Annotated in this window: 19 protein-coding genes and 1 riboswitch; of the genes, 17 read left to right on the top strand and 2 right to left on the bottom strand. The window is 34.8% G+C overall.

What is annotated here, in order from left to right:
• Window positions 1-154: 154 nt before the first annotated feature.
• The 4 genes from HZF24_RS16660 (at window position 155) to HZF24_RS16645 (ending at window position 3,378) form a co-directional block, all read left to right on the top strand.
• The gene (locus HZF24_RS16660) at window positions 155-1,186 is read left to right on the top strand and encodes a M42 family metallopeptidase (RefSeq protein WP_179239500.1); all 1,032 of its coding nucleotides are present in this window, start codon (window positions 155-157) and stop codon (window positions 1,184-1,186) included.
• Window positions 1,187-1,205: 19 nt separating this feature from the next.
• The gene (locus tag HZF24_RS19390) at window positions 1,206-2,144 is read left to right on the top strand and encodes an AEC family transporter (protein WP_179239499.1); all 939 of its coding nucleotides are present in this window, start codon (window positions 1,206-1,208) and stop codon (window positions 2,142-2,144) included.
• An 8-nt stretch (window positions 2,145-2,152) separates the two neighbouring features.
• Window positions 2,153-2,866, top strand: a complete 714-nt coding sequence (locus HZF24_RS16650) for a TrmH family RNA methyltransferase (RefSeq protein WP_179239498.1) — start codon at window positions 2,153-2,155, stop codon at window positions 2,864-2,866.
• Between the two features lie 218 nt (window positions 2,867-3,084).
• Entirely contained in the window at window positions 3,085-3,378 is a 294-nt protein-coding gene (locus tag HZF24_RS16645) for a hypothetical protein (protein WP_179239497.1), read from the top strand.
• A gap of 206 nt (window positions 3,379-3,584) precedes the next feature.
• Here the strand turns inward: HZF24_RS16645 and HZF24_RS16640 are convergent, their stop codons facing one another.
• Window positions 3,585-4,073 carry a flavodoxin domain-containing protein gene (locus tag HZF24_RS16640; protein WP_179239496.1) on the bottom strand — a complete coding sequence of 163 codons (489 nt, stop codon included), beginning with the start codon at window positions 4,071-4,073 and terminating at the stop codon, window positions 3,585-3,587.
• A gap of 249 nt (window positions 4,074-4,322) precedes the next feature.
• A riboswitch (glycine riboswitch) is annotated at window positions 4,323-4,420 on the top strand.
• 107 nt (window positions 4,421-4,527) lie between these two features.
• On the opposite strand from HZF24_RS16640, the gene gcvT reads away from it, so the two are divergent.
• From gcvT to HZF24_RS16580, 12 genes are all read left to right on the top strand, one after another.
• Window positions 4,528-5,622, top strand: coding sequence for a glycine cleavage system aminomethyltransferase GcvT (gene gcvT, locus HZF24_RS16635; RefSeq protein ID WP_179239495.1), 1,095 nt, complete (start codon window positions 4,528-4,530; stop codon window positions 5,620-5,622).
• A gap of 148 nt (window positions 5,623-5,770) precedes the next feature.
• Window positions 5,771-6,145 (top strand): glycine cleavage system protein GcvH, encoded by a 375-nt coding sequence (gcvH, locus tag HZF24_RS16630; RefSeq protein ID WP_179239494.1) that lies wholly within the window; start codon window positions 5,771-5,773, stop codon window positions 6,143-6,145.
• Window positions 6,146-6,156: 11 nt separating this feature from the next.
• Window positions 6,157-7,494: an aminomethyl-transferring glycine dehydrogenase subunit GcvPA gene (gene gcvPA / locus HZF24_RS16625; protein ID WP_179239493.1), complete on the top strand. Its 1,338-nt coding sequence runs from the start codon at window positions 6,157-6,159 to the stop codon at window positions 7,492-7,494.
• Window position 7,495: 1 nt separating this feature from the next.
• The gene (gene gcvPB, locus HZF24_RS16620; RefSeq protein ID WP_179239492.1) at window positions 7,496-8,941 is read left to right on the top strand and encodes an aminomethyl-transferring glycine dehydrogenase subunit GcvPB; all 1,446 of its coding nucleotides are present in this window, start codon (window positions 7,496-7,498) and stop codon (window positions 8,939-8,941) included.
• A 7-nt stretch (window positions 8,942-8,948) separates the two neighbouring features.
• Window positions 8,949-10,349 (top strand): dihydrolipoyl dehydrogenase, encoded by a 1,401-nt coding sequence (gene lpdA / locus HZF24_RS16615; RefSeq protein ID WP_179239491.1) that lies wholly within the window; start codon window positions 8,949-8,951, stop codon window positions 10,347-10,349.
• Between the two features lie 155 nt (window positions 10,350-10,504).
• Window positions 10,505-12,037 (top strand): glutamine-hydrolyzing GMP synthase, encoded by a 1,533-nt coding sequence (guaA, locus tag HZF24_RS16610; RefSeq protein WP_179239490.1) that lies wholly within the window; start codon window positions 10,505-10,507, stop codon window positions 12,035-12,037.
• Between the two features lie 626 nt (window positions 12,038-12,663).
• Window positions 12,664-13,089: a helix-turn-helix domain-containing protein gene (locus tag HZF24_RS16605; RefSeq protein WP_179239489.1), complete on the top strand. Its 426-nt coding sequence runs from the start codon at window positions 12,664-12,666 to the stop codon at window positions 13,087-13,089.
• The gene (locus HZF24_RS16600; protein WP_179239488.1) at window positions 13,082-15,049 is read left to right on the top strand and encodes an HsdM family class I SAM-dependent methyltransferase; all 1,968 of its coding nucleotides are present in this window, start codon (window positions 13,082-13,084) and stop codon (window positions 15,047-15,049) included. The genes HZF24_RS16605 and HZF24_RS16600 overlap by 8 nt, the downstream gene beginning before the upstream one ends.
• Complete coding sequence (locus HZF24_RS16595) at window positions 15,042-16,100, top strand: restriction endonuclease subunit S (protein ID WP_179239487.1); 1,059 nt, start codon at window positions 15,042-15,044, stop codon at window positions 16,098-16,100. The genes HZF24_RS16600 and HZF24_RS16595 overlap by 8 nt, the downstream gene beginning before the upstream one ends.
• Before the next feature lie 526 nt (window positions 16,101-16,626).
• Window positions 16,627-16,881, top strand: a complete 255-nt coding sequence (locus HZF24_RS16590; RefSeq protein WP_179239486.1) for a type II toxin-antitoxin system HicA family toxin — start codon at window positions 16,627-16,629, stop codon at window positions 16,879-16,881.
• Entirely contained in the window at window positions 16,868-17,230 is a 363-nt protein-coding gene (locus tag HZF24_RS16585; protein WP_179239485.1) for a type II toxin-antitoxin system HicB family antitoxin, read from the top strand. The genes HZF24_RS16590 and HZF24_RS16585 overlap by 14 nt, the downstream gene beginning before the upstream one ends.
• A 649-nt stretch (window positions 17,231-17,879) precedes the next feature.
• Entirely contained in the window at window positions 17,880-19,196 is a 1,317-nt protein-coding gene (locus tag HZF24_RS16580; RefSeq protein WP_179239484.1) for a pyridoxal phosphate-dependent aminotransferase, read from the top strand.
• Window positions 19,197-19,497: 301 nt separating this feature from the next.
• On the opposite strand, the gene HZF24_RS16575 is transcribed toward HZF24_RS16580, so the two are convergent.
• Window positions 19,498-20,082 (bottom strand): TetR/AcrR family transcriptional regulator, encoded by a 585-nt coding sequence (locus HZF24_RS16575; protein WP_179239483.1) that lies wholly within the window; start codon window positions 20,080-20,082, stop codon window positions 19,498-19,500.
• A gap of 179 nt (window positions 20,083-20,261) precedes the next feature.
• On the opposite strand from HZF24_RS16575, the gene HZF24_RS16570 reads away from it, so the two are divergent.
• On the top strand, window positions 20,262-22,220 hold the full coding sequence (locus HZF24_RS16570) for an oxidoreductase (RefSeq protein ID WP_179239482.1): 1,959 nt from the start codon (window positions 20,262-20,264) through the stop codon (window positions 22,218-22,220).
• The last annotated feature ends 140 nt before the right edge of the window (window positions 22,221-22,360 follow it).

Here is a 22,360-nt window from a genome sequence, read left to right as displayed (position 1 = left end):
TGAACTGGATCATATTTTTTTAAATTTAATCTTTCAATAGTTTAATTGTGAAACTCATTCATGCGTTTGTCGTGGCATATATGCAATTAAGTATTGTGCAATTCGTTGATAAAGTAGTATAATCATTAAAGAATATATCAAGGAGAGACAAATCATGGACATAAACAAAGAATTTATTCTTAAGCTGCTAAAAGAAATAATTGATATTCCAAGCCCTACAGGTTACACGAAAAATGTAATGCTTCATATAGAAAATGTTGTTAGCGAATATGGATATAAAATATCCTCAAATAAAAAGGGTAACAGAATAATTGAAATAGAAGGTGACGATAACAGCTACTGCATTGGTATTCCTGTTCACGTAGATACCTTGGGTGCAATGGTCAGATCTGTAAATTCTGACGGAACTTTAAAAATTACATCAATAGGCGGCAATATGTATTCAACTCTTGATGGGGAGTATTGTAAAATACATACAAGAGCAGGACAAACATATACCGGAACGATGCTTTCAACCTCGCCTGCTGCTCATGTATATCCTGATGCTAAAACAAAGGAAAGAACAGAAGATAACATGATGGTTAGAATTGATGAGGTAGTTAAAAATAAAGAAGATGTAATCAAATTGCAAATTGGAACAGGTGATTTTATATCCATTGAACCAAAGTTTGAAGTTACTTCTTCCGGATATATAAAATCAAGATATTTAGATAATAAAGCAGGAACTGTATGTGCGTTATCACTTATGGAATTGTTTATCAGAATGGGCATCAAACCAAGGAATAAAGTTAAGATAATAATTTCGTCCTACGAAGAAGTTGGTCATGGCAGTTCTAATATACCTGCCGATATAGATGAGCTTGTAGGAATTGACATGGGATGTATAGGTCTTGATTTATCATGTACGGAACAGGATGTTTCCATATGTGCAAAGGACAGCTCAGGGCCGTATGACTATGATATTACTAATAAGCTTATTGAGCTTTCAAAAAAACATAATTTAAATTATGCTGTAGATATTTATCCGATGTACGGATCAGATGTTTCGGCTTCATTAGAGGGCGGAAATGATATAAAGGGAGCATTAATCGGACCGGGTGTTCACGGCTCCCATGGAATGGAACGAACTCATATTGATGGGATAATCAATACAATACAATTGATATATGCTTATTTGACAGAGTAAATATCAGAAAGGAAACGCTGTGGAAAACTTAATATTCTCTTTTAATGTTATTTTACCTATTTTTTCTCTTATGCTTATGGGTACTTTTCTTAGAAAAGTAAAATTATTGGACAAGGAATTTCTGGAAAAAGCAAATGATTTTGCCTTTAAAGTACTTTTACCTATACTTCTTTTTAATAATATATATAAAAGTCAGATATCCGAAGTAATAAATATAAAATTCATATTATTTGCCGTATTAATAAATTTTGTGATTGTAGGAATACTGTTTATAACAGTGCCTAAATTGGTTAAAGAAAACAGGGATAGAAGTATAGTAATTCAGGGATTATACAGAACAAATTTTGTTTTATTCGGAGTACCCTTAAGCAGCAATATTTTTGGGACCTCAAGTTTAGGTACGGTTACTACCCTGACGGCAATAATAATTCCCTTATATAACTTCTTTGCGGTTTTTATATTAGATTGGTATTCATGTGATAAAAGTGATTATAAAAAAACAATCGTATCCGTAATTAAAAACCCATTAATAATCGGGTCGTGTATGGGGATAATTTTTTCTCTATTAAATATTAGAATACCGCAATTTGCTGAAAAAACAATTTCAGATATTGCTGCAACCGCAACACCGATTGCTTTGATAATTTTAGGCGGGGATATAGAAATAAAAAATTTAGGAAAAAACATTAAACTACTTTTTAGGGTTGCCGTAGGAAAACTGTTGGTTGTACCTTCAATAGTGATTATATCAGCAGTTATGTTTGGGTTCAGGGGGGTTGAATTAGGAGCATTGTTCAGCATGGCTGCACCATCCGTATCTGTTTCAAGCTATACGATGGCTTTGCAATACGAATGTAATTCTGAACTGGCAGGGCAATTAGTATTTATAACAACATTGTTCAGCCCGATAACAATTTTTATGTTTATTTTTGTTTTAAAATCAGTAGGTTTATTTTAGGGGAAAATATGGACATTAAATCATATAAAAAATCTTTTGAATATTCTTATACATTTGGAATATTTCCTACAATTGAATTAATAAAGTCAAAATCCGAAAAAGTAATAAAGGTTTTGGTCAGTTCTAAATATAAAACAGATTCAGATACAGATATTTTTGAATTGTGTAAAAAATATAATATTAAGACGGAAGTAAACGATAAGGTTATAAATCGCATAAGTGACAAAGAAAACAATTTTGTTGTTGGAATTTTTTCAAAATATGAGTGCGAATTAAATGACAATGAATCTCATGTTGTATTGGTAAACCCCAGTAACATGGGTAATATGGGAACAATAATCAGGACGCTCACCGGATTTGGATTAAACAATTTAGCAATCATAGCTCCGGGTGTTGATATATTTGATCCGAAGGTTATAAGAGGCTCTATGGGTTCGTTGTTCAGAATAAACTTTAAATATTATGATAATTTTAATAGATATAATTCTTCGTTTAAAAATCACAAGAAGTATACATTTATGCTTGATGGCGCAATTTCTTTAAAAGAAGTTCACCATGATAAAAACGAATTATTTTCTTTAGTTTTTGGTAATGAAGCCAAGGGTTTGGACTCGTCATATTCATCTGTAGGCAAAAGTATTTTAATAAAACACACTGATCGTATAGATTCGTTGAATCTCCCTATTGCTGTCGGCATTGCCCTGTATCATTTTTTTAACTAAAATGTAAATTAATCCAAATATTAACTAAAAATTGGATAAATAATAAGTTATCTATTGTAAATAATATATCTGAGGAAGCAGATTGCAATCACGTCCTAAAATATTTTAAATGAAGGTGATCGATCATTACAAAAAGCAAGAATGATATATTGTTAGATAACTGGGAAGATCAAGCCAAACTAGACAGTCAACTAAATTTAAAGGAGCAGATGAAACTAATGAATAACAACAATAACAGATTTGACAACAAATTCAATAACAACAATAACAACAATAACAACAAATTAGAAAACAGAAATAACAACAATAATAACAACAATAATAACAACAATAATAACAACAATAATAACAAGTTTGAAAATCGCGATAATAACAACAAGTTTGAAAATCGCGATAATAACAACAAATTTGAAAATCGCGACAATAACAACAGATTCAACAATAATAATAACAATAACAACAATAATAACAATAATAATAACAAAAACAGAAAGTTTAATAATCAACAGTAAGAACCCAACCCACGATGAAATCAAAGATTTCTGGTGGGTTCCGGGAATCTTGATGCTTCGCATGAGGAACACCGCCCAAAGATTGCTTGGCTTCAGGAACCTAGTTGTTTGTACAAATAGAAGGTCTTTTGAATATTTCAAAAGACCATTCTTTATATCACTTGCACTTATAGCATAAGCGACTGAGCTAAATCAAAGATTTGGTGTCAGTCGCTTAATTTCTCAATATCATTAACCATTTCAAGAATATTTTCTTCAATTATTTTTGTTGGACTTTTTTCATTTGTTTTAAAGTTTTTTTGCACAATTTTCATAATCATTAAATCAAGAATTTTATATGGTTTAACTTTTAAATTTCCTCCAAAACATTGAATAGAAAATGATTTGTTCAACAATTTTTTCGGAAAATTATGAAGAAGGTACTGATTTGCTTTTTCAGGAAAACCGCAGCATATATATATTGCGGTATTTTTTTTCATAAGTAAATTCATATTATCTCTTATGAAAATTTTTACTAAATTGTGGATTTCGTTAAATCTTATACAGCTTCCGATAATTATTGTATCGTAATCAGAAATATCAGGTTGTTGTTTAGCTAAATTTATAACATGCGCATTGTGAAGTTTGTTTTTAAGAATATTTGCACAATCCTGCGTAGTGTTGTTATTTCCTGCATAAGCAATAAGTATTTTCATATTGCCTCCATAATTTATTTAAATTTTTAAATTAAGAAATATGTAATAATCATAATATTATATAGTAATATTGTCAAGTTGAAGCATTGTTAATATATTATCATTTTAATGCAAGATATATACATTTTGAAAGTAGATTTTTTGACGAGCGAAAAACTGTTGACAACCTGGGAACGTTAGCTTTATAATATTATTATCAACTTTATTACGTTGAGTTGATTTGCAAAAAAATTAATAATTATATATTGTATGAAAAGTTTGCGAGAGATCCTATACGGACGCCGAAGAAGCAAATCACACCGGTCAAGTGTGACGAAACTTTCAGGCAAAAGGACCAAACTTGGACAATACTCTGAATAACAAATTGTGTGAAGACAGAGGTAATGACATAAGTTATTATCTCTGTTTTTTTATAAATAACATAATTAATTAAAATATATAAAGAGGTGATGATATGAAACAGACACCATTGTATGAAAATCATTTAGAATTGAAAGGAAAGATAATTGATTTTGGAGGCTGGGCCTTGCCCGTAGAGTACACGGGCATACTTGCAGAACATGAAGCTGTAAGAACCAAAGCCGGATTGTTTGATGTTTCCCATATGGGAGAAATCACCGTAAAGGGGCAAGATGCAGAAAAGTACATTCAAGCGGTTGTGACAAACGATATCACAGTCTTGACAGACAACCAGATTGTATATACAACAATGTGCTATACTGACGGAGGAGTGGTTGATGATTTACTGGTTTACAAACATAACAATGAAGATTATTTATTGGTTGTAAATGCTTCAAACACAGATAAGGATTATGAATGGTTCAAGGAAAATGAATTTGGTAATGTAACTGTTGAAAACGTATCGGAAAAATATGCGCAGCTTGCTTTACAAGGACCTAATGCTCAAGATATATTGCAGAAATTAGTTACAGAAGATTTAAACAAAATAGAATTTTACCACTTCCTTGATAATATTGATGTTGGGGGAATGAAAACGTTGGTTTCGCGTACCGGTTATACCGGAGAAGATGGATTTGAGTTGTATTTCGCTTCAGAAGATGGACCTAAGATGTGGAAATTACTTCTTGAAGCAGGAAAAGAAGAGGGACTGGTACCTGCAGGATTAGGTGCGAGAGACACTCTTAGATTTGAAGCTTGCCTTCCGTTATACGGACATGAAATTGACAGAGACATTACACCGTTAGAAGCAGGACTGGGATTTTGTGTTAAGTTAGCAAAAGATAATTTCATCGGCAAGGAAAGCTTGGCGGAACAAAAAGCTGCCGGTTTAAAAAGAAAATTAGTTGGTTTTGAAATGGTGGACAGAGGCATACCAAGAAGTCACTATGAAGTATATGCTGACGGAAACAAAGTTGGCTATGTAACTACAGGAAGCTTCTCACCGACGTTGAAGAAAAATATCGGTCTTGCCTTAATAGAAACTGCCTATGCAAAAGAAGGAACAGAAATAGAAATTGCCGTAAGAAACAGAAATTTAAAAGCGGTCGTAATAAAAAAACCATTTTATACAAAGAAGTATAAAAAATAACATAAAACAATATTAAATTATATTATTACTGAGCATGTTAGCAAAAAAATAGAATTAAAACAATATAAATTGGGTATTTATATTAGTAAATAAAAATTATGAAACAATTGAATCAATTTTGTACAATTGTAAATAACAGGAGGATTATATGAAGTTATTAAATGAATTAAAGTATGCAGAGTCACATGAATGGGTTAAGGTAGATGGTAACAAAGCCTATATAGGAATAACAGATTATGCGCAGGATCATTTGGGAGAAGTGGTTTATGTTGAACTTCCTGAAACAGGAATCATAGTTGAAGCCGGAGATCAATGTATAGTTTTAGAGTCGGTAAAAGCTGCATCAGATGTGTATTCTCCTATAGGCGGAACTGTTGTAGAAATTAATGAAGATCTTGTGGATAACCCGGGTCTCATAAACGAATCAGCATATGATGCATGGCTTATAGCTGTTGATATGTCAGATCCAACTGAAATAAACAATCTGCTTTCTGCAGAAGAATATGAAAATATGTATCATTAAAGGAGGAGCTAATGGCAAGGTATATTGGAAATACTAATGAAGACAGAGATCAAATGCTTAAAGAAGTGGGTCTTTCAAACATGGACTCCCTATTTGACGCAGTTCCTGAATCAGTACTTTTAAAAAGCGATTTAAATATACCAAGGGCTCAATCCGAAATTGAGCTCATGAAAAATTTAAAAGCATTGTCTAATAAAAATCTAAACGTTGATAACTATACTTGCTTCTTAGGAGCCGGTTCATACGATCACCATATTCCGGCAGTTATAGATCAACTGTTGTTAAGACAAGAATTTTTTACTGCATACACACCGTATCAGCCGGAAATAAGTCAGGGTACGTTGCAGGTTATATTTGAATATCAGACAATGATAAGCGAGCTTACAGGACTTCCCGTTGTTAATGCATCCATGTATGACGGTGCTACTTCTATGACAGAAGCAGCAATTATGGCATGTGAATCGACTAAGAGAAAAGAAATTTTAGTTGCCAAAAGTGTACATCCTGAAAACAGACAAGTTTTAAATACGTATGCTAAATTCAGAGATATGACTGTCACTGAACTAAGCTATCAAAATGGACAAGTTGATGTTGAAGATTTAAAAAATAAATTAAACAATAATATTGCGGCTGTTATAATTCAAAGTCCGAACTTTTTTGGAGTTATAGAAGATATAAAGGCAATAGCGGATATGGCCCATGAGAATAAAAGCTTAATTATATTAAATGCAGACCCTATCTCTTTGGCACTTCTCAAAAGCCCTGAAGAGTCAGGTGTTGACATAGCGGTTGGTGATGGTCAGCCATTAGGTAATCCCATGAGCTTCGGAGGTCCGTCCTTAGGATATATGGCAGTTACCGATAAATTAATGCGTAAAATACCCGGAAGAATCGTAGGAGAAACGGTTGATAAGGAGGGAAACAGAGGTTTTGTACTGACACTGCAAACCAGAGAACAGCATATAAGAAGAGAAAAAGCAACTTCTAATATTTGCTCAAATCAGGCACTAAATGCATTGACGGCTACAATATATATGACTTTAATGGGAAAAGAGGGCCTTAAAAAGGTAGCGGAATTGTGTTACAACAAATCTCATTACGCTTATGATGAATTGATTAAAACAGGAAAATTCAGTCCTGTATTCGATGCTCCCTTCTTCAAAGAATTTGTGGTGAAAAGCGTCGAACAAGTAAACGAGCTTAATAGTAAGCTGCTGAAAAAGAATATTATCGGCGGCTATGAAGTGGAATCGCAGTATCCTGAATTAAAAGACGGATGGATGATTGCTGTTACAGAAAAACGTACTAAAGCAGAAATAGATGATTTAGTAAGAAAGGCGGTAGAATAATATGCTTAAACATCAACCTTTAATATTTGAAATAAGTAAAACAGGCCGTAACGCATATTCGCTGCCTGAATGTGATGTACCTGTTTGCGGAGGAATAGACAGTAAATATCTGAGATCAAAAGCACCTGAGCTTCCCGAAGTAAGTGAATTAGATGCAGTTCGACATTTCACCCAGCTATCCCAAAGAAATCACGGAGTTGATTCAGGGTTTTATCCTTTAGGAAGTTGTACAATGAAGTATAATCCGAAGATGAATGAAGCTGTTGCAAGATTTGATGGTTTTGCAAAGGTTCACCCATACCAGACCGAAGAAACAGTTCAGGGCGCATTGGAATTGATTTACAACTTAAATAATATGCTTTCAGAAATTACAGGCATGGATGATATATCTCTTCAACCTGCGGCCGGAGCTCACGGTGAATTGGCAGGTCTTATGATCATGAAGGAATATCATAGGAACAAAGGTGATTTTAAAAGAAATATAATTGTAGTGCCTGATTCTGCCCACGGTACAAATCCTGCTTCAGCGGCAGTTGCAGGTTTTGATGTTGTAGAGATAAAATCCGATGACAGAGGCTTGGTGGATATCGAGAGCCTGAAAGCAGTTATGAGCGATGAAGTCGCAGGCTTTATGCTTACAAATCCAAATACATTAGGCTTGTTTGATGAAAATATCTTAGAAATATCCCAAATAGTACATGAAGCCGGCGGGCTGATGTATTATGACGGTGCAAATGCCAATGCGATTCTGGGTATCACAAGACCGGGAGATATGGGATTTGACGTTGTTCACTTGAATCTTCATAAAACATTCAGTACCCCTCACGGCGGCGGCGGACCTGGCTCCGGACCTGTTGGAGTTAAAAAACATTTAGCAGATTTCCTGCCTGTTCCTGTAGTCGTTAAATCAGAAGATAAGTATGCATTTGATTATAACAGGCCGCTTTCAATAGGAAAAGTAAAATCATTTTATGGACACTTTGGCGTATATGCGAGAGCATATGCATATATACTGAGCATGGGTCCTGACGGATTAAGAGAAGTTGCTCAAAATGCTGTTTTAAATGCAAACTATATTGCAAGCAGGTTAAAAGATAAATATTATCTTCCGGTAGACAGAATATGCATGCATGAATGTGTGCTTTCAGGAATCTGGCAGAAAGAAAAGGGTGTATCCACATTGGATATAGCTAAGAGATTGTTAGACTTCGGATATCATCCTCCGACAATTTACTTCCCTCTTATTGTTTCTGAAGCATTGATGATCGAACCGACAGAATGCGAATCAAAAGAAACATTGGATAAATTCATTGAAGCAATGAGACAAATTGCAGATGAAGCAGAGAATAATCCGGAACTAGTAACTTCTGCACCACATACAACCGTAGTTTCAAGATTGGATGAAGCGACGGCAGCAAGAAAACCAATAACACGATATAAAAAATAGGTGAAAAATGGACAGAGATTTAGTAATTATCGGCGGGGGTCCCGGCGGCTACGAAGCCGCTATCAGAGGAGCTCAGCTGGGAAAGACAGTAACCCTTATAGAGCAGGGCAGAGTGGGAGGTACATGCTTAAACAGAGGATGTATACCTACAAAAGCATTATATAAAAATGCGGAAACAGTCAACTCCTTAAAAAAGATGATTGAATTTGGCGTATCATTAGGTGAATTTACTTTCGATATGTCAACTGCTCAAAAAAGAAAAGATGAAGTTGTTAATAAATTAGTTTCGGGAGTTGACCAACTGTTAAAAGGAAACAACATTGAGGTTATAAAGGGAAAAGCATCCTTTAAAAGCAGTAAGGTCGTTCAGGTTGCAACTGAATCAGGCATAGAAGAAATAACTGCGGATAACATAATTATTGCAACCGGATCATCAACATCCTTAGTTCCTGTTCCGGGAATTCATCTAAATGGAGTTATATCAAGCGATGAAATATTAAACTTCGAGGAAGTTCCAAAGCGTCTTGTGGTGCTTGGCGGAGGTGTAGTAGGTGTGGAGCTTGCCAGCATATTTGCTTCGTTTGGCTCAGAAGTAACCATTGTTGAATTTATGCCAAAAATATTATTCAGATTAGATGATGAGCTTTCAAAAAAATTAACAGCTTATTTAAAAAAGCAAGGCATAAAAATTATGACCGGCACTGGTTTGAAAGAAGTTCAGCAAAGTGAGGACGGGTTAATAGGCATAGTAGAAAACGAAAAAGGAAAGACAGAATTAAAATGTGACTATCTTTTATCCGCAGCAGGCAGAAAGCCAAATACCGACGGTTTAAACTTGGAAGCGGCAGGTATAGAATATGACAAAAAAGGCATAAAGGTTGACGGAAATTATAAAACATCTGCAGAAGGAGTTTATGCCATAGGTGACGTAATCGGCGGAACCATGCTTGCTCACATATCATCCGAAGAAGGTAAGGTATGCGTTGAAAAGCTATGCGGCGGTCACAATGCAGATGTAAATTACAATGCAGTACCATCATGCATATTTACATTCCCTGAAGTTGCTACATCCGGTATGACGGAAGACGATGCAAAAGCTAGTAATATTGAATACCTTGTAGGTAAGTCGATGTTTGGAGCAAACGGCAAAGCACTTACAATGGGAGAGGGAGAAGGTTTCGTAAAGGTACTTGCTGACAAGGAAAGTCATAAAATAATCGGCGTCCATATAATGGGACCCCATGCCAGTGATATTATTCATGATGGCTCTATGGCTATACGAAACCAGCTTACGATTGAAAATATAAAAGAATCCGTATTTGCACATCCTACATTGTCGGAAGTGTTTTATGAAGCCGTGTGCAGCTGTGTTGGAGAGGCTATACATTCAATGCCAAAGAAAAAATAACATAAATAGAATTTATGTAAATGAAAGCAGACGTTTGTCTGCTTTCTTACTTAATTCTCTACGAAAATAACGGTTAATTATTGTTTGACACGAATAAGTTTTTTTGATAATCTATATAAAAAATATAGGTAGAATCAGCCGAAGAGGAGTAAATAATGATATTAATAGTTGATTTTGGTGCACAATATAGTCAACTCATCGCAAGAAGGGTCAGAGAAGCAGGAGTATATTGTGAAATAGTTCCATATACATATACAATTGATGAAATTAAGGAAAAACATCCAAAGGGAATTATACTTTCCGGAGGACCTGCAAGTGTCTACGTAGAAAATGCTCCAAAAATTACGAACGAAGTATTTAATTTAAACGTTCCTGTTCTTGGGATTTGCTATGGAGGACAATTTATAGCGCAGGAATTCGGAGGAAAAGTAAATAAAGCAGATTTCAGGGAATATGGAAGAGTAAAGCTTCATGTGCAGTCGGATGATGATCTGTTTAAAGGAATTGAGCAGGATTCATTATGCTGGATGAGCCATACAGATTATATAGAAACAGCTCCAAATGGATTTGAAATAACTGCATCATCGGAAACGTGCCCTGTTTGTGCCATGAAAAACGAAGAAAAGAAAATTTATGCTGTGCAATTTCATCCTGAAGTAGAACATACCGAAAGAGGAAGAGAAATAATTCAAAACTTCTTATTCAATGTTTGCAGCCTTTCTAAGGATTGGAATATGGGTAATTTTGCAGAAGATTCAATCCAAAAAATAAAAGAAACGGTTGGTGATAAAAAGGCATTATGCGCCATGTCCGGAGGAGTAGATTCATCTGTTGCAGCAGTAATGGTTCATAAGGCAATTGGCTCAAACCTAATCTGTGTATTTGTTGATCACGGTCTTTTAAGGAAGGACGAAGGTGATCAGGTTGAAAAAATATTCAAAGAAAAATTCAAAATGAATTTAATAAGAGTAAATGCGGTCGAAAGATTTTTAGGTAAATTAAAAGGTGTTACAGACCCTGAAACCAAGAGAAAAATTATAGGTGAAGAATTTATAAGAGTTTTTGAAGAGGAAAAACAAAAATTAAAAGATGAATTTGGTCATATAGATTATTTAGTTCAAGGTACAATCTATCCGGACGTTATAGAAAGCGGAACATCTACTGCTTCAGTAATAAAGAGCCACCACAACGTTGGAGGACTTCCGGAAGATGTAGACTTTGAACTTCTAGAGCCTCTCAGACAATTATTTAAGGATGAAGTCAGGGAAGTGGGAAGAGAACTTGGTATACCCGAAGAAATAGTTGAAAGACAGCCATTCCCGGGACCCGGCTTAGCAATCCGCTGCTTAGGAGAAGTGACAGAAGATAAATTAAAAATCATCAGAGAAGCAGATTTTATTTTCAGAGATGAAATTAAAAAAGCAGGCTTAAACAACGAAATATGGCAGTACTTCGCAGCACTTCCCAACATCAGAAGCGTTGGTGTAATGGGAGACGAAAGAACATATTCACATACAATCGCCCTTAGAGCAGTAACCTCCACAGACGGTATGACTTCCGACTGGGCACGCATCCCATACGAAGTACTGGAAAAAGTATCAAACAGAATAGTAAACGAAGTAGACAACGTAAATCGTATAGTTTACGACATAACAAGCAAGCCACCGTCAACTATAGAATTTGAGTAAATAAAAGGATGTCGGGAACCCGCATAAACACTGGGTTTCCGACGTTTTGTTTTGTCCTTTGAGTACAAATTGAGTACAATCCTATTTTTATATCGTAAAAAATGCTACTATATTATCTATACTTACTGAGGACATATCGTTTACATCTACACCAACATCAAACCGCCGCAAGCCTCTTTCAAGGTCCTGATGGTTATAGTCAGCGTGATTATGTTGGTGTCCGTGCAAATGGATAGAACCACGGAAAGTTCTTGCGAATGCATTTTTACCCAACGGTTTATAGTGTGTAATTAGGGATAAAATATGGAAGTGGATGTATCTACTGTGGATTATCAAGATGCAGACAGATTTCACCTTCAATCTTACTAATTTTCAGACCGTACATATCTTTCAATGCAAAGAGAGTGTACACAAGTCAAATATAAGAATCAATATCCGATGGGGTAAGTGTATAGAGACATGATTGGTAAAGATAAGGAAACTAAAAAACAGAAAAAGAAAGATAAGTATAGGCTGATGTTAAATTGCATCAGTTTTTTTTCTAAAAATAGTGCAAAGAAATATTTTTTAGTGTATAATGTTATATGTTACAGAACATATAACAAAAATATGAAAGGAGGAGCATTTTGGTTCGATCTGATGAAGAAAAAATAAAATTAAAATCCGAGTTAGGGATGCTAATAAAAACTATTCGTAGCAATAGAAGGATGAGCCAGAGAGGATTGGCTAGAGAAATTGATATACCTAATTCAAACTTAAAATACATAGAAGATGGCGTAAATGCTCCTAGTCCTGATATTTATACAAAGATTATACGAGTACTTAAACCTAATAAAGAAGAGATAAATATTATGGATAGTTTTTATTCGGCAATTAGAGGAACACCGCCACCAGACATTTGTGATTTTTTAATTGACAATGAAGGTGTTTTTGGTGCTATTAGAAAAAATAAGTACAAACTAACGGAATCACAGATAAATAAATTATCTTGTTTATTAGAGGAGATTGCTTTAGAGAATAGAAATTATATGGAGGATAAAAACAATGGCTAAAAAAGAAATTATGACAGATCTTTGGGTATATGACATGCTCAAGGAAATTGGAGTACAAAATAAGTTTTTTGCACAAGGAAGTAATGTTAAAGAAATAGATGAAGCTCTATCTTCCGCTTCGAAGAAAGGCACAGGGAATGTAGGCTTTCCTGAGTATGTAGGTGTAGTAAAAGATTTTCTTATTGTTATAGAAGATAAAGCGAATTTAAATAAGCATATTTTACGCGATGAAAGGGATTTGATTGCTGAAGATATAAAATCTATCACAGACTATGCTGTAAACGGAGCATTATTTTATGGAAAGCACCTTGCAGCAAAGACAAGTTATAAAAAGATTATTGCTATAGGTGTTAGTGGGAATGAAAAAAATCATATAATTTCACCTGTTTTTATTAATGAGCGTGGAGATTATGAAGAACTTGAAAATGTAGAAACTTTTATCTCTTTCAGTGAAGAAAACATCACAGAATACTATGAAAGAGAAGTTCTAAAGGTAAAGACAAATGAAGAACTAAAGACAGAGGAACTTTTAAAAGTTGCTCGCTCATTACATGAAGACTTAAGAAATTATGGTAACTTAGAAGATAAGAATAAACCTCTCATTGTTTCAGGAATACTTCTTGCGTTATCAGAGATTGAACATAAAAACTTTGATATATTAGATTTGAATGGGGATAAAATCAGAACTGACGGAACGAAAATTTATAAAGCTATAGAAGATAATTTAAAAAGAGCAAATGTTAGCCCTGAAGTTAAGAGAGATAAACTTCTTAATCAATTCAACATTATTAAGGACAATAACAAAATAAATGAAATAAATACTAACTTAGGAAAAACACCATTAAAATATTTTACAGAGGTTTTATATAACAGTATTTTTACTAATATTAAATATAGTTCATCTACAGAGGACTACATAGGTAGATTTTATGGTGAATTTATGTCTTATTCTGGTGGTGATGGCCAATCTCTAGGGATCATACTTACACCAAGACATATTACGGATTTATTTTGTGAACTTTTAGATGTTAAGCCAACGGATAGAGTTTTAGATCCATGTTGTGGGACAGCAGGTTTCTTAATTGCTGCTATGAATCAAATGCTTTCTAAAACTGATGATGAAGCACAAAAGTTAGATATACGAAAAAACCAGCTTTTTGGAATTGAATTACAGGATTATATGTTTACCATAGCTACTACAAATATGATTCTTCGTGGTGATGGCAAAAGTAATTTAGAAAACCAAGATTTTTTAGTACAAAATCCAAGCAAATTACAATTAAAGGGTTGTACGGTGGGAATGATGAATCCGCCATACTCTCAAGGCTCAAAACAAAATCCTGAATTATATGAGATAAACTTTGTTAATCACTTGTTAGAAAGTTTAGTTGAGGGAGCAAAGGTTGCAGTTATTGTTCCGCAATCAACCTTTACTGGAAAAACTAAAGATGAGCAGAATTTGAAAACTAAAATTCTAAAAAAACATACTCTTGAAGGGGTTATAACGCTTAACAAGAATACTTTTTATGGTGTTGGTACTAATCCTTGTATCGGTATCTTTACAGCAGGCATTCCACATTACAAAATGAAGAAGGCTAAGTTTATAAACTTTGAAAATGACGGATATATTGTAAGTAAACATATAGGTCTCATTGACGATGGAAGTGCAAAGGATAAAAAGAGACATCTTTTAGATGTGTGGAATGATGAAATAGAAGCACCTACAAAGTTTTGTGTTTCAACAACAGTAGAAGATACAGACGAATGGTTACATTCTTTCTATTATTTTAATGATGAAATCCCAAAGGAAGAAGATTTTGAAAAGATAATTGCTGATTATCTTACCTTTGAGGTAAATATGATTACACATGGCAGAGGATACTTGTTTGGAATTAAAGAGGATGAATTGATTGAAAAAGAAATTTTAAAAGTAGCAGAGGATGGTATCGACTATGTATAGATGTAATTTAGAAGACGTCGATTGGAGAGAATTTTTTATTGGAGGAGATGAAGGTCTTTTCAATATTACGGCAACACGAAGCGGAATTGACAAAAATAAGTTGAATGTTATTACTGGAGATACTCCTTATATTACGAGAAGCGAAATAGATAACGGTATTAATCTGTTTATTACTGATGAACAAAACAAAAAGTATAAAAAAGATGAGGGTAATGTTATAACTATTGGTTTAGATACGCAAACAGTATTTTACCAAAGAAATGCTTTTTTTACCGGTCAAAATATTCAAGTATTACGAAACTCAAATTTAAATAGAAATAATGCTATGTTTATCATTCCGCTCATTAAAATTCAAATGAAAAAGTTTAATTGGGGTGGAAATGGGGCGACTTTAACAAGGTTAAATCGTACAAAAATAGTATTGCCTATAAATGAGGATGGTAATCCCAATTGGCACTTCATGGAAAAATTTATCAGGGAAAGAGAAGAAAAGCAAAGGCAAAGACTAAAAGATTACTATAAGGATATATTGCTTGATTTGGTGATTAGTCCAGAAGTGCTTACAGATGTAGAGTGGGGAGAGTTTTTTATAGAAGAAACAGCAGAAATTGTATCGGGTAAGGATATTTACGAACGAGAACGAATAGATGGAAATACACCATATATTACAGCGACCGCTAGCAATAATGGTATCGGATATTTTGTTGATAATGAAAATACTACAAAAGAATCTGAATGTATATCTGTAAACCGTAATGGTTCAGTAGGATATTCATTTTATCATTCATATGAAGCCCTTTATGGAAATGATACTAGGAAATTAAAGCCTATTAAAAGAAATAAATATACTTCCCTTTTTATAACTTACGCAATCACAAGGCAGAGAGAGAAGTATGGCTATGGATATAAAATGGGGACAGGAAGATTGAAAAGGCAAAAAATTATGCTTCCCGTATTAGATGGTAAAATTCATTATGAATACATGGAAAATTTCGTAAAAAATATTGAAAAAAAACAGATAAAAAATGTTTTGAAATATCTTGATAAATAAAAAATATATAATGCAGCTCCTTTGATAAGATGGAATTGGAAGAGTTTTTCTTGACTGATATTAGCTAATATGATAGGAGATATTATTCCTTTTATTGGATAAACTTATTACAATGATGGAATTACATATTTTGTTAGAAATACGAACAACTCTATGGACAATAATGTTTTGGGAGTGAATTATAATGTAAGTGTAGTAGAAAATTCTTATAATCCACATTTGTGTGTATTTTTAGATGATGTGAAAAAAATTTAATCCATAGAGAAAGCCGTGCAAAATAAATATTGATATCTTTTCCTAAAACAGTGATATTACAGCAAAAAGAAGATATCGCTATGCTTACAAATATAATGTTAAAGAATGTCAAGATGAAAAATAATATTACCGGTTAAAAATGATAGTAAAATTGAATTACAATGCTAAATAATATGAGACCTAAAAGAATTGAGACAAATATTGAGATAATATAAAAACATATTGACACCAAATATGACACCAAATATAATATAATTAGGAGGTATTTAAGATGTCAAAATGGGATAAACTATTAATAAAAATTTGCTCATTATCAAAGGACCTCCGATTTAAGGAATTGTGTAAAGTGATGGAGAACTATGGATATGAGATGAAGGCTCCAAGAAGTGGAAGCAGCCATTACACATTTCGCAAGTCGGGCTGCCAACCTATAACTGTACCAAAGCATGAGCCGATTAAGAAGATATATGTTGAGATGGTAAAGCATATTGTAGAAAGTGAGGCGAAAAATAATGAAGAAACTTAATGATTATATGGCAATGTCCTATCGTATGGAGATTGTAGAAGATAAAGTTGAAGGCGGATTTATAGTTTCCTATCCAGATCTTCCGGGTTGTATTACTTCTGGTGAGACAGTAGAAGCAGCGGTTGCGAATGCGATTGATGCGAAAAAAGCATGGATTGAAGCAGCACTGGAAGAAGGGATTGATATTCAAGAACCGGATAGTCTTGGAGATTATTCGGGACAGTTTAAATTACGTATTCCCCGTAGCCTTCATAGAACTCTTGCAGAAAACTCTAAGAGAGAAGGTATCAGTATGAACCAGTATTGTGTGTATCTTCTTTCAAGAAATGATACAATGTTAGTTAAATGATGATTACCATTGGTACAGAGTTTTTAGGAAGAAGAAAACTTAATTAAAGTAAATGTGTTAAAATGCGTTTTGTAAAATTGAAAACGCATTTTAACGTATATTGGATAGAAGGATATAACTTGTGAAATATTATAATTCAAAATGTTGATAAGGCAGTACTATGGACTGGAGGATACCTGTTTTTTGCTGATATAAAAGAATTATCAGAACTTCCTGATTATGAAATGGCAGAGCTTGTGCTGTTTGATTATTTGCCTGAAAATCTAACCTACCCTCAAATTCAACCACATTTATTTGATCGTGTACAAAGGTGGCTTAATCTGCAAATATACCGTTTTGAGAGATAGAAGCATTTAAAAATGAAATTCGTTAAAAATAAGATGCATTAGATAAATATTGTGGTGTTAGTGCTGAGAATATAACTTTATTGTAATAAAGTGCATTAGGTAGAATAATCATTATGCGTTTTTTTAACCTTAATTCAACTAAATGATATTTGCTATACGATATATTGCATTTTTAACATAATTATTGTAATAGTATCTATGGACAAATGCTTTTTATTTTTATATAATGTGTTTAAGATATAAAAAATTTTACATAATAATACTATTAGAATTCAAATTATAAAATTTTGGAGGTTTTTTTTATGAGCAAACCAATTATGTCAGCACATTTTGAGTCAAGAGTGCCATCAGATGTTAGATTGGCACAGATGAAATACGCAGAACGTAAAGTTAAACCTGAAGCAGTTATCAATATAGGTATAGGCAATGTTTCTCTTCCGACAAACCCTGCTATGATGAACAGAATGTTCAACTTGGATGCACCTGAAAGTCCGTTTAATAAAGGTGTTATAAGGTATACAGCTACAGGTGGATTTGATGAAACTCAAGAAGCATTCAAGAACATTCTTAAGTGCGAAGGCTTTGATACAAGTAATTTACATGTTACGGTAACAGATGGCGGATCAACAGGTATGGAATTGTTAATAATGGGAGTTTGCGGACCTGCGGGAACAGATGAAAAACCATTAATGATGATAGATCCGGCATATACAAACTATATTTCATTTGCTGAAAGAGTAGGACGTAAGACTGTTACAGTAAAACGTCACTTGAATGAAGATGGTAAATTCAGCTTACCTGAACTTAATAAGATAGAAGAAGTTATAAAAGCTAATAATCCCGGAGCATTACTTGTTATACCATATGACAATCCGACAGGACAATTATATGATAAAGAAACCCTTAAAGCACTTGCTGAATTATGTGTAAAATACAATCTATGGATGGTAAGTGATGAAGCTTATCGTGAATTATATTATGTTGAAGGCAGCGAATTAGTAAGTATTTGGGGCATTACAGACAAAGATGTGCCTGGTATCGAAGGAAGAAGAATAAGCATTGAAACAGCTTCAAAGGTATGGAATGCCTGCGGATTAAGAATCGGTGCGGTAGTTACTGACAGTGCGGAATTCAATAACCGTTGTGCGGCTGAATATACAGCAAATTTATGTGCAAATGCTATCGGACAATATATATTTGGAGCTTTAGCACATGAAAGCAAAGAGCAAATTGCGAGCTGGTGTAAAGAACTTCGTGATTATTACGGAGATACAATTAAAAAAGTAAGCAAGGGATTAAAAGATTTAGAACCGGGCTTAATTATATCAAGCCCTGATGCATCAATATATACGGTTATAGACGTAAGAAATGTTGTTAAACCAGGATTTGATGCTATTGATTTCGTGCTTTACTGCGCAGGAGAGGGTGCTGTTGAAATAGACGGAGTTCAAACAACATTATTGGTTGCTCCGATGAAGGGCTTCTATGATATTGCAAAAGGACAAAGCAATCCGGGAAGTACTCAGTTCCGTATCTCATATGTTGAAGCTCCGGAAACTATGATGAAAGTTCCTGAGTTGTTCGTAAAGCTTTTGAAAGCCTTCGAAGCAAGCAGATAAAAATTTAAATAACAAAAGAAAATTTCAAAGTCACTAAAGCCGATAGAAATTACATTAATACTACGACCTATTATAACTTTTTGTTATAGACATCAGAGATGATTTGTTTTAAAAGACATCTCTGATGTTTTTGTCGGTATATTTTTATTCTAATCCATACAACCGTTTTATCACTTCATCGTCATTTTCAAATTTAAACTTTTCTGCTTTAAAAACAGAGTTTTTAACATTTGTAATCTTCTCAAGAGCTTTTCTTTTTATAATATAAGTGTATTGCTCTTGTATGTTCTATCTTCTTGACCTATTTCGACCTACCGTCTCTAAATTCCGGTGCAATATCATACATATTTTCCAGAGCAGCACGGAATTCACTGAGAAGGTCAAAAGAACCTTTTTCAATACACCACCGTACGCCATAGCCTATATTAAGGTAAATAGAATCTCGGTAAAGATCTTCCGCTGGCGTTTGATTGCGAATCTGTCCTGATTTTTGTGCACGTTCAACCAAGATAACCATTGTATGCATCAGCGACTCGTTAACATCAAAGGTACCCTTGTTTTCCTTGAGGTTTGAAATAAAGAGCTGAGCGTAGAGATCCTGGCCGAATCCCTTGGATCGTATCATAAGGGTTTTAAAACCTGCCCATATTTGTTCCCAATAGTTTTCAGCTACGACCATATCCATCATATGTGTCGCGAGCTCGTCGGTAAGTTGGTTAAAAAAACAAGAAAGCAATTCTTCTTTAGATTTTAAATAATAATAGAATGTCGGTTTGCTTATTCCACATGCTTCACAAATATTTTTTACCGATGTATTATCATATCCCTGTTCTTGAAACAGTTCATATGCTGTATCAGTGATTCGTTGTTTTATATTTTGTTCCATAAGTGCACTCCCTTTTTTCTCTGATCTTTTGCCGGCAGGTGAGGTTATTATATCATAGCATTATAACAAAAGAAATAGATCATTAATTTATTGACAAAGTACAGAACCTGTGCTACTATAGCTTTACCGTGGTAAGACATATCATTACCTCGGTAAATTCATTTGAAAGGACTATATCTATGAGTAACTATGAAAACCTATCAAAACCAATCACTTTCCGTGGAATGACGGTTAAAAACAGGGTGTTTTTACCGCCTATGAAGACAAATTACATTACAAACACCCATGAAATGAGCGATGAAATTATCCAGTATTATGAGGCCATGGCCCGTGGCGGCGTCGGTCTTATTACGACAGAAGCGGCAGAGGTCGATGGGGAACATCTATACGACTCTACCATTTTGGGTATTTATGATGACCTTCAAATTACCGGGTTTAAAAAACTTGCAGATGCACTTCATCAGCATGGTACAAAGCTCTCCGTGCAGCTTATCCAAGGTGGTCCTTTCGCAAATTCCAAAGACAACGAAGGCAGAATGCCTTTGAGTTCGTCACCAATTGCACATGTTTGGAACCCAATGGAAACGCCTACGGAGATGACACAAGAGGATATACAACGCTATATTGGGAAATATGTGGCTGCTGCAAAGCGTGCAAAAGCTGCGGGGTGTGACGCTGTCGAAATTCACTGTGCCCATGGTCATGCGCTTCTTGGTTCTTTCCTTTCTCCACTTGTCAATCACAGAACAGATGAATACGGTGGGGATATCATTGGTAGGACTCGTTTCCTCGTTGAAGTTATCGAAGCAATGCGCAAGGGCGTAGGCGAAGATTTCCCCATCAGTGTCCGATTATCAGCAGATGAATGCGAAGAAGGCGGCAACACCGTCTATGATACGGCTTATATCGCCCGATTACTAGAGTCGGCAAGTGTAGATTATATCCACTTTTCTAACGGCACATTGTATGATGTAGGAACATTACTTCCGCCAACGGGCAAACCACGTGCACTGAATGCGGTTTACACAGATATTATCAAAAAAGCGGTTAATATTCCAATCGGCATCGTCGGTCGAATCAAAGAGCCGTGGATGGCGGACATGTTGATCGAACAGGGAAATGTGGATTTCGTCTATATTGGAAGAGCTCTCATCTGCGACCCTGAATTCGTCAAAAAATCCTTCGAAGGAAGGTTTGATGACGTCTGTCCTTGTATCGGCTGCCTGACCTGCCTTACTTCAGCGGAATTGGAATCTACTATGCAATGTACAATGAATCCGAGCATCGCAAAGGATAAGCTCAAACATATCGAAGAAGCAACTACAAAGAAAAATATTGTTGTTATCGGTGGAGGTCCTGCAGGGATTGAGGCTGCCACCACTGCTGCAAAACGAGGACATAATGTCACCTTGCTTGAAAAGGCATCTGTGTTGGGCGGTCAATTCAGGCTCGCCAGTTTTCCCCCTGTCAAGCAAGAGCTTTCTCACGGACTTAAATACATGATAAGGCAGCTTAAAAAGACCAATGTCGATATTCGATTGGATACTGAAGCAAATCTTGAGACAGTAAAGGTTTTAAGACCCGACGAAATTATTGTTGCTAGCGGCGGAACCCCCCTTATGCCGAGGTGGATCACCAAATCCGGACACCCGAATGTGGTCTCCGCATGGGATATCATTAAAGGCAACGCTCATCCCGGTCTGAATGTTCTCATTATCGGCGGTGGTTCTGTGGGCTGTGAAACAGCTGAATTTATATCTGATCGCCATAATTATAATACACTAGGCGGCAGAAAAATTACGCTTATTGAAATGCAGGATAATATTGACGCTGGCGATTATACTGCTAACAGGGATTATTTGATGAGTCGTATCAAAAATAAACCTATTGATATTGTTACCAATGCAAAAGTATCCTCCATACAGTCAAATACTGTATCTTATGTCAAGACTGATAAAGAGACTGTTCTGGAGGGCATCGATACGATTATTGTGGCAATGGGCACTCAGCCTGCCAACACGCTTGCTGAAGAATTGAAAGAACTTTCAATTCCAATTCATGTAATCGGCGACGCCAATTCAGTCGGAAAACTTGTAAATGCAATCGCTGACGGACGCGAACTATCCTTTAATCTGTAACATTGTCCGAATTACGGCATCTAACACTGGATTTCTTTGGTTAATTTTACTGACAGTCCGGCTTATTTATATCCAAAAAATGAACACTTCTTCCGAACTGTTCATTTTTTGTGTTATGTTCCAGTTTTTAGTTGATACTC

It is taken from the genome of Sedimentibacter hydroxybenzoicus DSM 7310, from assembly GCF_013403245.1.
GTDB classification, from domain to species: Bacteria; Bacillota; Clostridia; order Tissierellales; family Sedimentibacteraceae; genus Sedimentibacter; species Sedimentibacter hydroxybenzoicus.
Note: the sequence above shows the minus strand (reverse complement) of the source record. Positions and strands in the feature narration are given on the sequence as shown.

Bases quoted from the DNA above. Each gene is read 5' to 3' on its own strand.
- lpdA (WP_179239491.1), top strand. From the start codon at position 8,949: ATGGACAGAGATTTAGTAATTATCGGCGGGGGTCCCGGCGGCTACGAA.
- HZF24_RS16595 (WP_179239487.1), top strand. From the start codon at position 15,042: ATGTATAGATGTAATTTAGAAGACGTCGATTGGAGAGAATTTTTTATT.
- HZF24_RS16590 (WP_179239486.1), top strand. From the start codon at position 16,627: ATGTCAAAATGGGATAAACTATTAATAAAAATTTGCTCATTATCAAAG.
- HZF24_RS16640 (WP_179239496.1), bottom strand. From the start codon at position 4,073: ATGAAAATACTTATTGCTTATGCAGGAAATAACAACACTACGCAGGAT.
- gcvT (WP_179239495.1), top strand. From the start codon at position 4,528: ATGAAACAGACACCATTGTATGAAAATCATTTAGAATTGAAAGGAAAG.
- HZF24_RS16575 (WP_179239483.1), bottom strand. From the start codon at position 20,082: ATGGAACAAAATATAAAACAACGAATCACTGATACAGCATATGAACTG.
- HZF24_RS16585 (WP_179239485.1), top strand. From the start codon at position 16,868: ATGAAGAAACTTAATGATTATATGGCAATGTCCTATCGTATGGAGATT.
- HZF24_RS16650 (WP_179239498.1), top strand. From the start codon at position 2,153: ATGGACATTAAATCATATAAAAAATCTTTTGAATATTCTTATACATTT.
- HZF24_RS16570 (WP_179239482.1), top strand. From the start codon at position 20,262: ATGAGTAACTATGAAAACCTATCAAAACCAATCACTTTCCGTGGAATG.
- gcvH (WP_179239494.1), top strand. From the start codon at position 5,771: ATGAAGTTATTAAATGAATTAAAGTATGCAGAGTCACATGAATGGGTT.
- HZF24_RS16645 (WP_179239497.1), top strand. From the start codon at position 3,085: ATGAATAACAACAATAACAGATTTGACAACAAATTCAATAACAACAAT.
- gcvPB (WP_179239492.1), top strand. From the start codon at position 7,496: ATGCTTAAACATCAACCTTTAATATTTGAAATAAGTAAAACAGGCCGT.
- HZF24_RS16580 (WP_179239484.1), top strand. From the start codon at position 17,880: ATGAGCAAACCAATTATGTCAGCACATTTTGAGTCAAGAGTGCCATCA.
- gcvPA (WP_179239493.1), top strand. From the start codon at position 6,157: ATGGCAAGGTATATTGGAAATACTAATGAAGACAGAGATCAAATGCTT.
- HZF24_RS16600 (WP_179239488.1), top strand. From the start codon at position 13,082: ATGGCTAAAAAAGAAATTATGACAGATCTTTGGGTATATGACATGCTC.
- guaA (WP_179239490.1), top strand. From the start codon at position 10,505: ATGATATTAATAGTTGATTTTGGTGCACAATATAGTCAACTCATCGCA.
- HZF24_RS16660 (WP_179239500.1), top strand. From the start codon at position 155: ATGGACATAAACAAAGAATTTATTCTTAAGCTGCTAAAAGAAATAATT.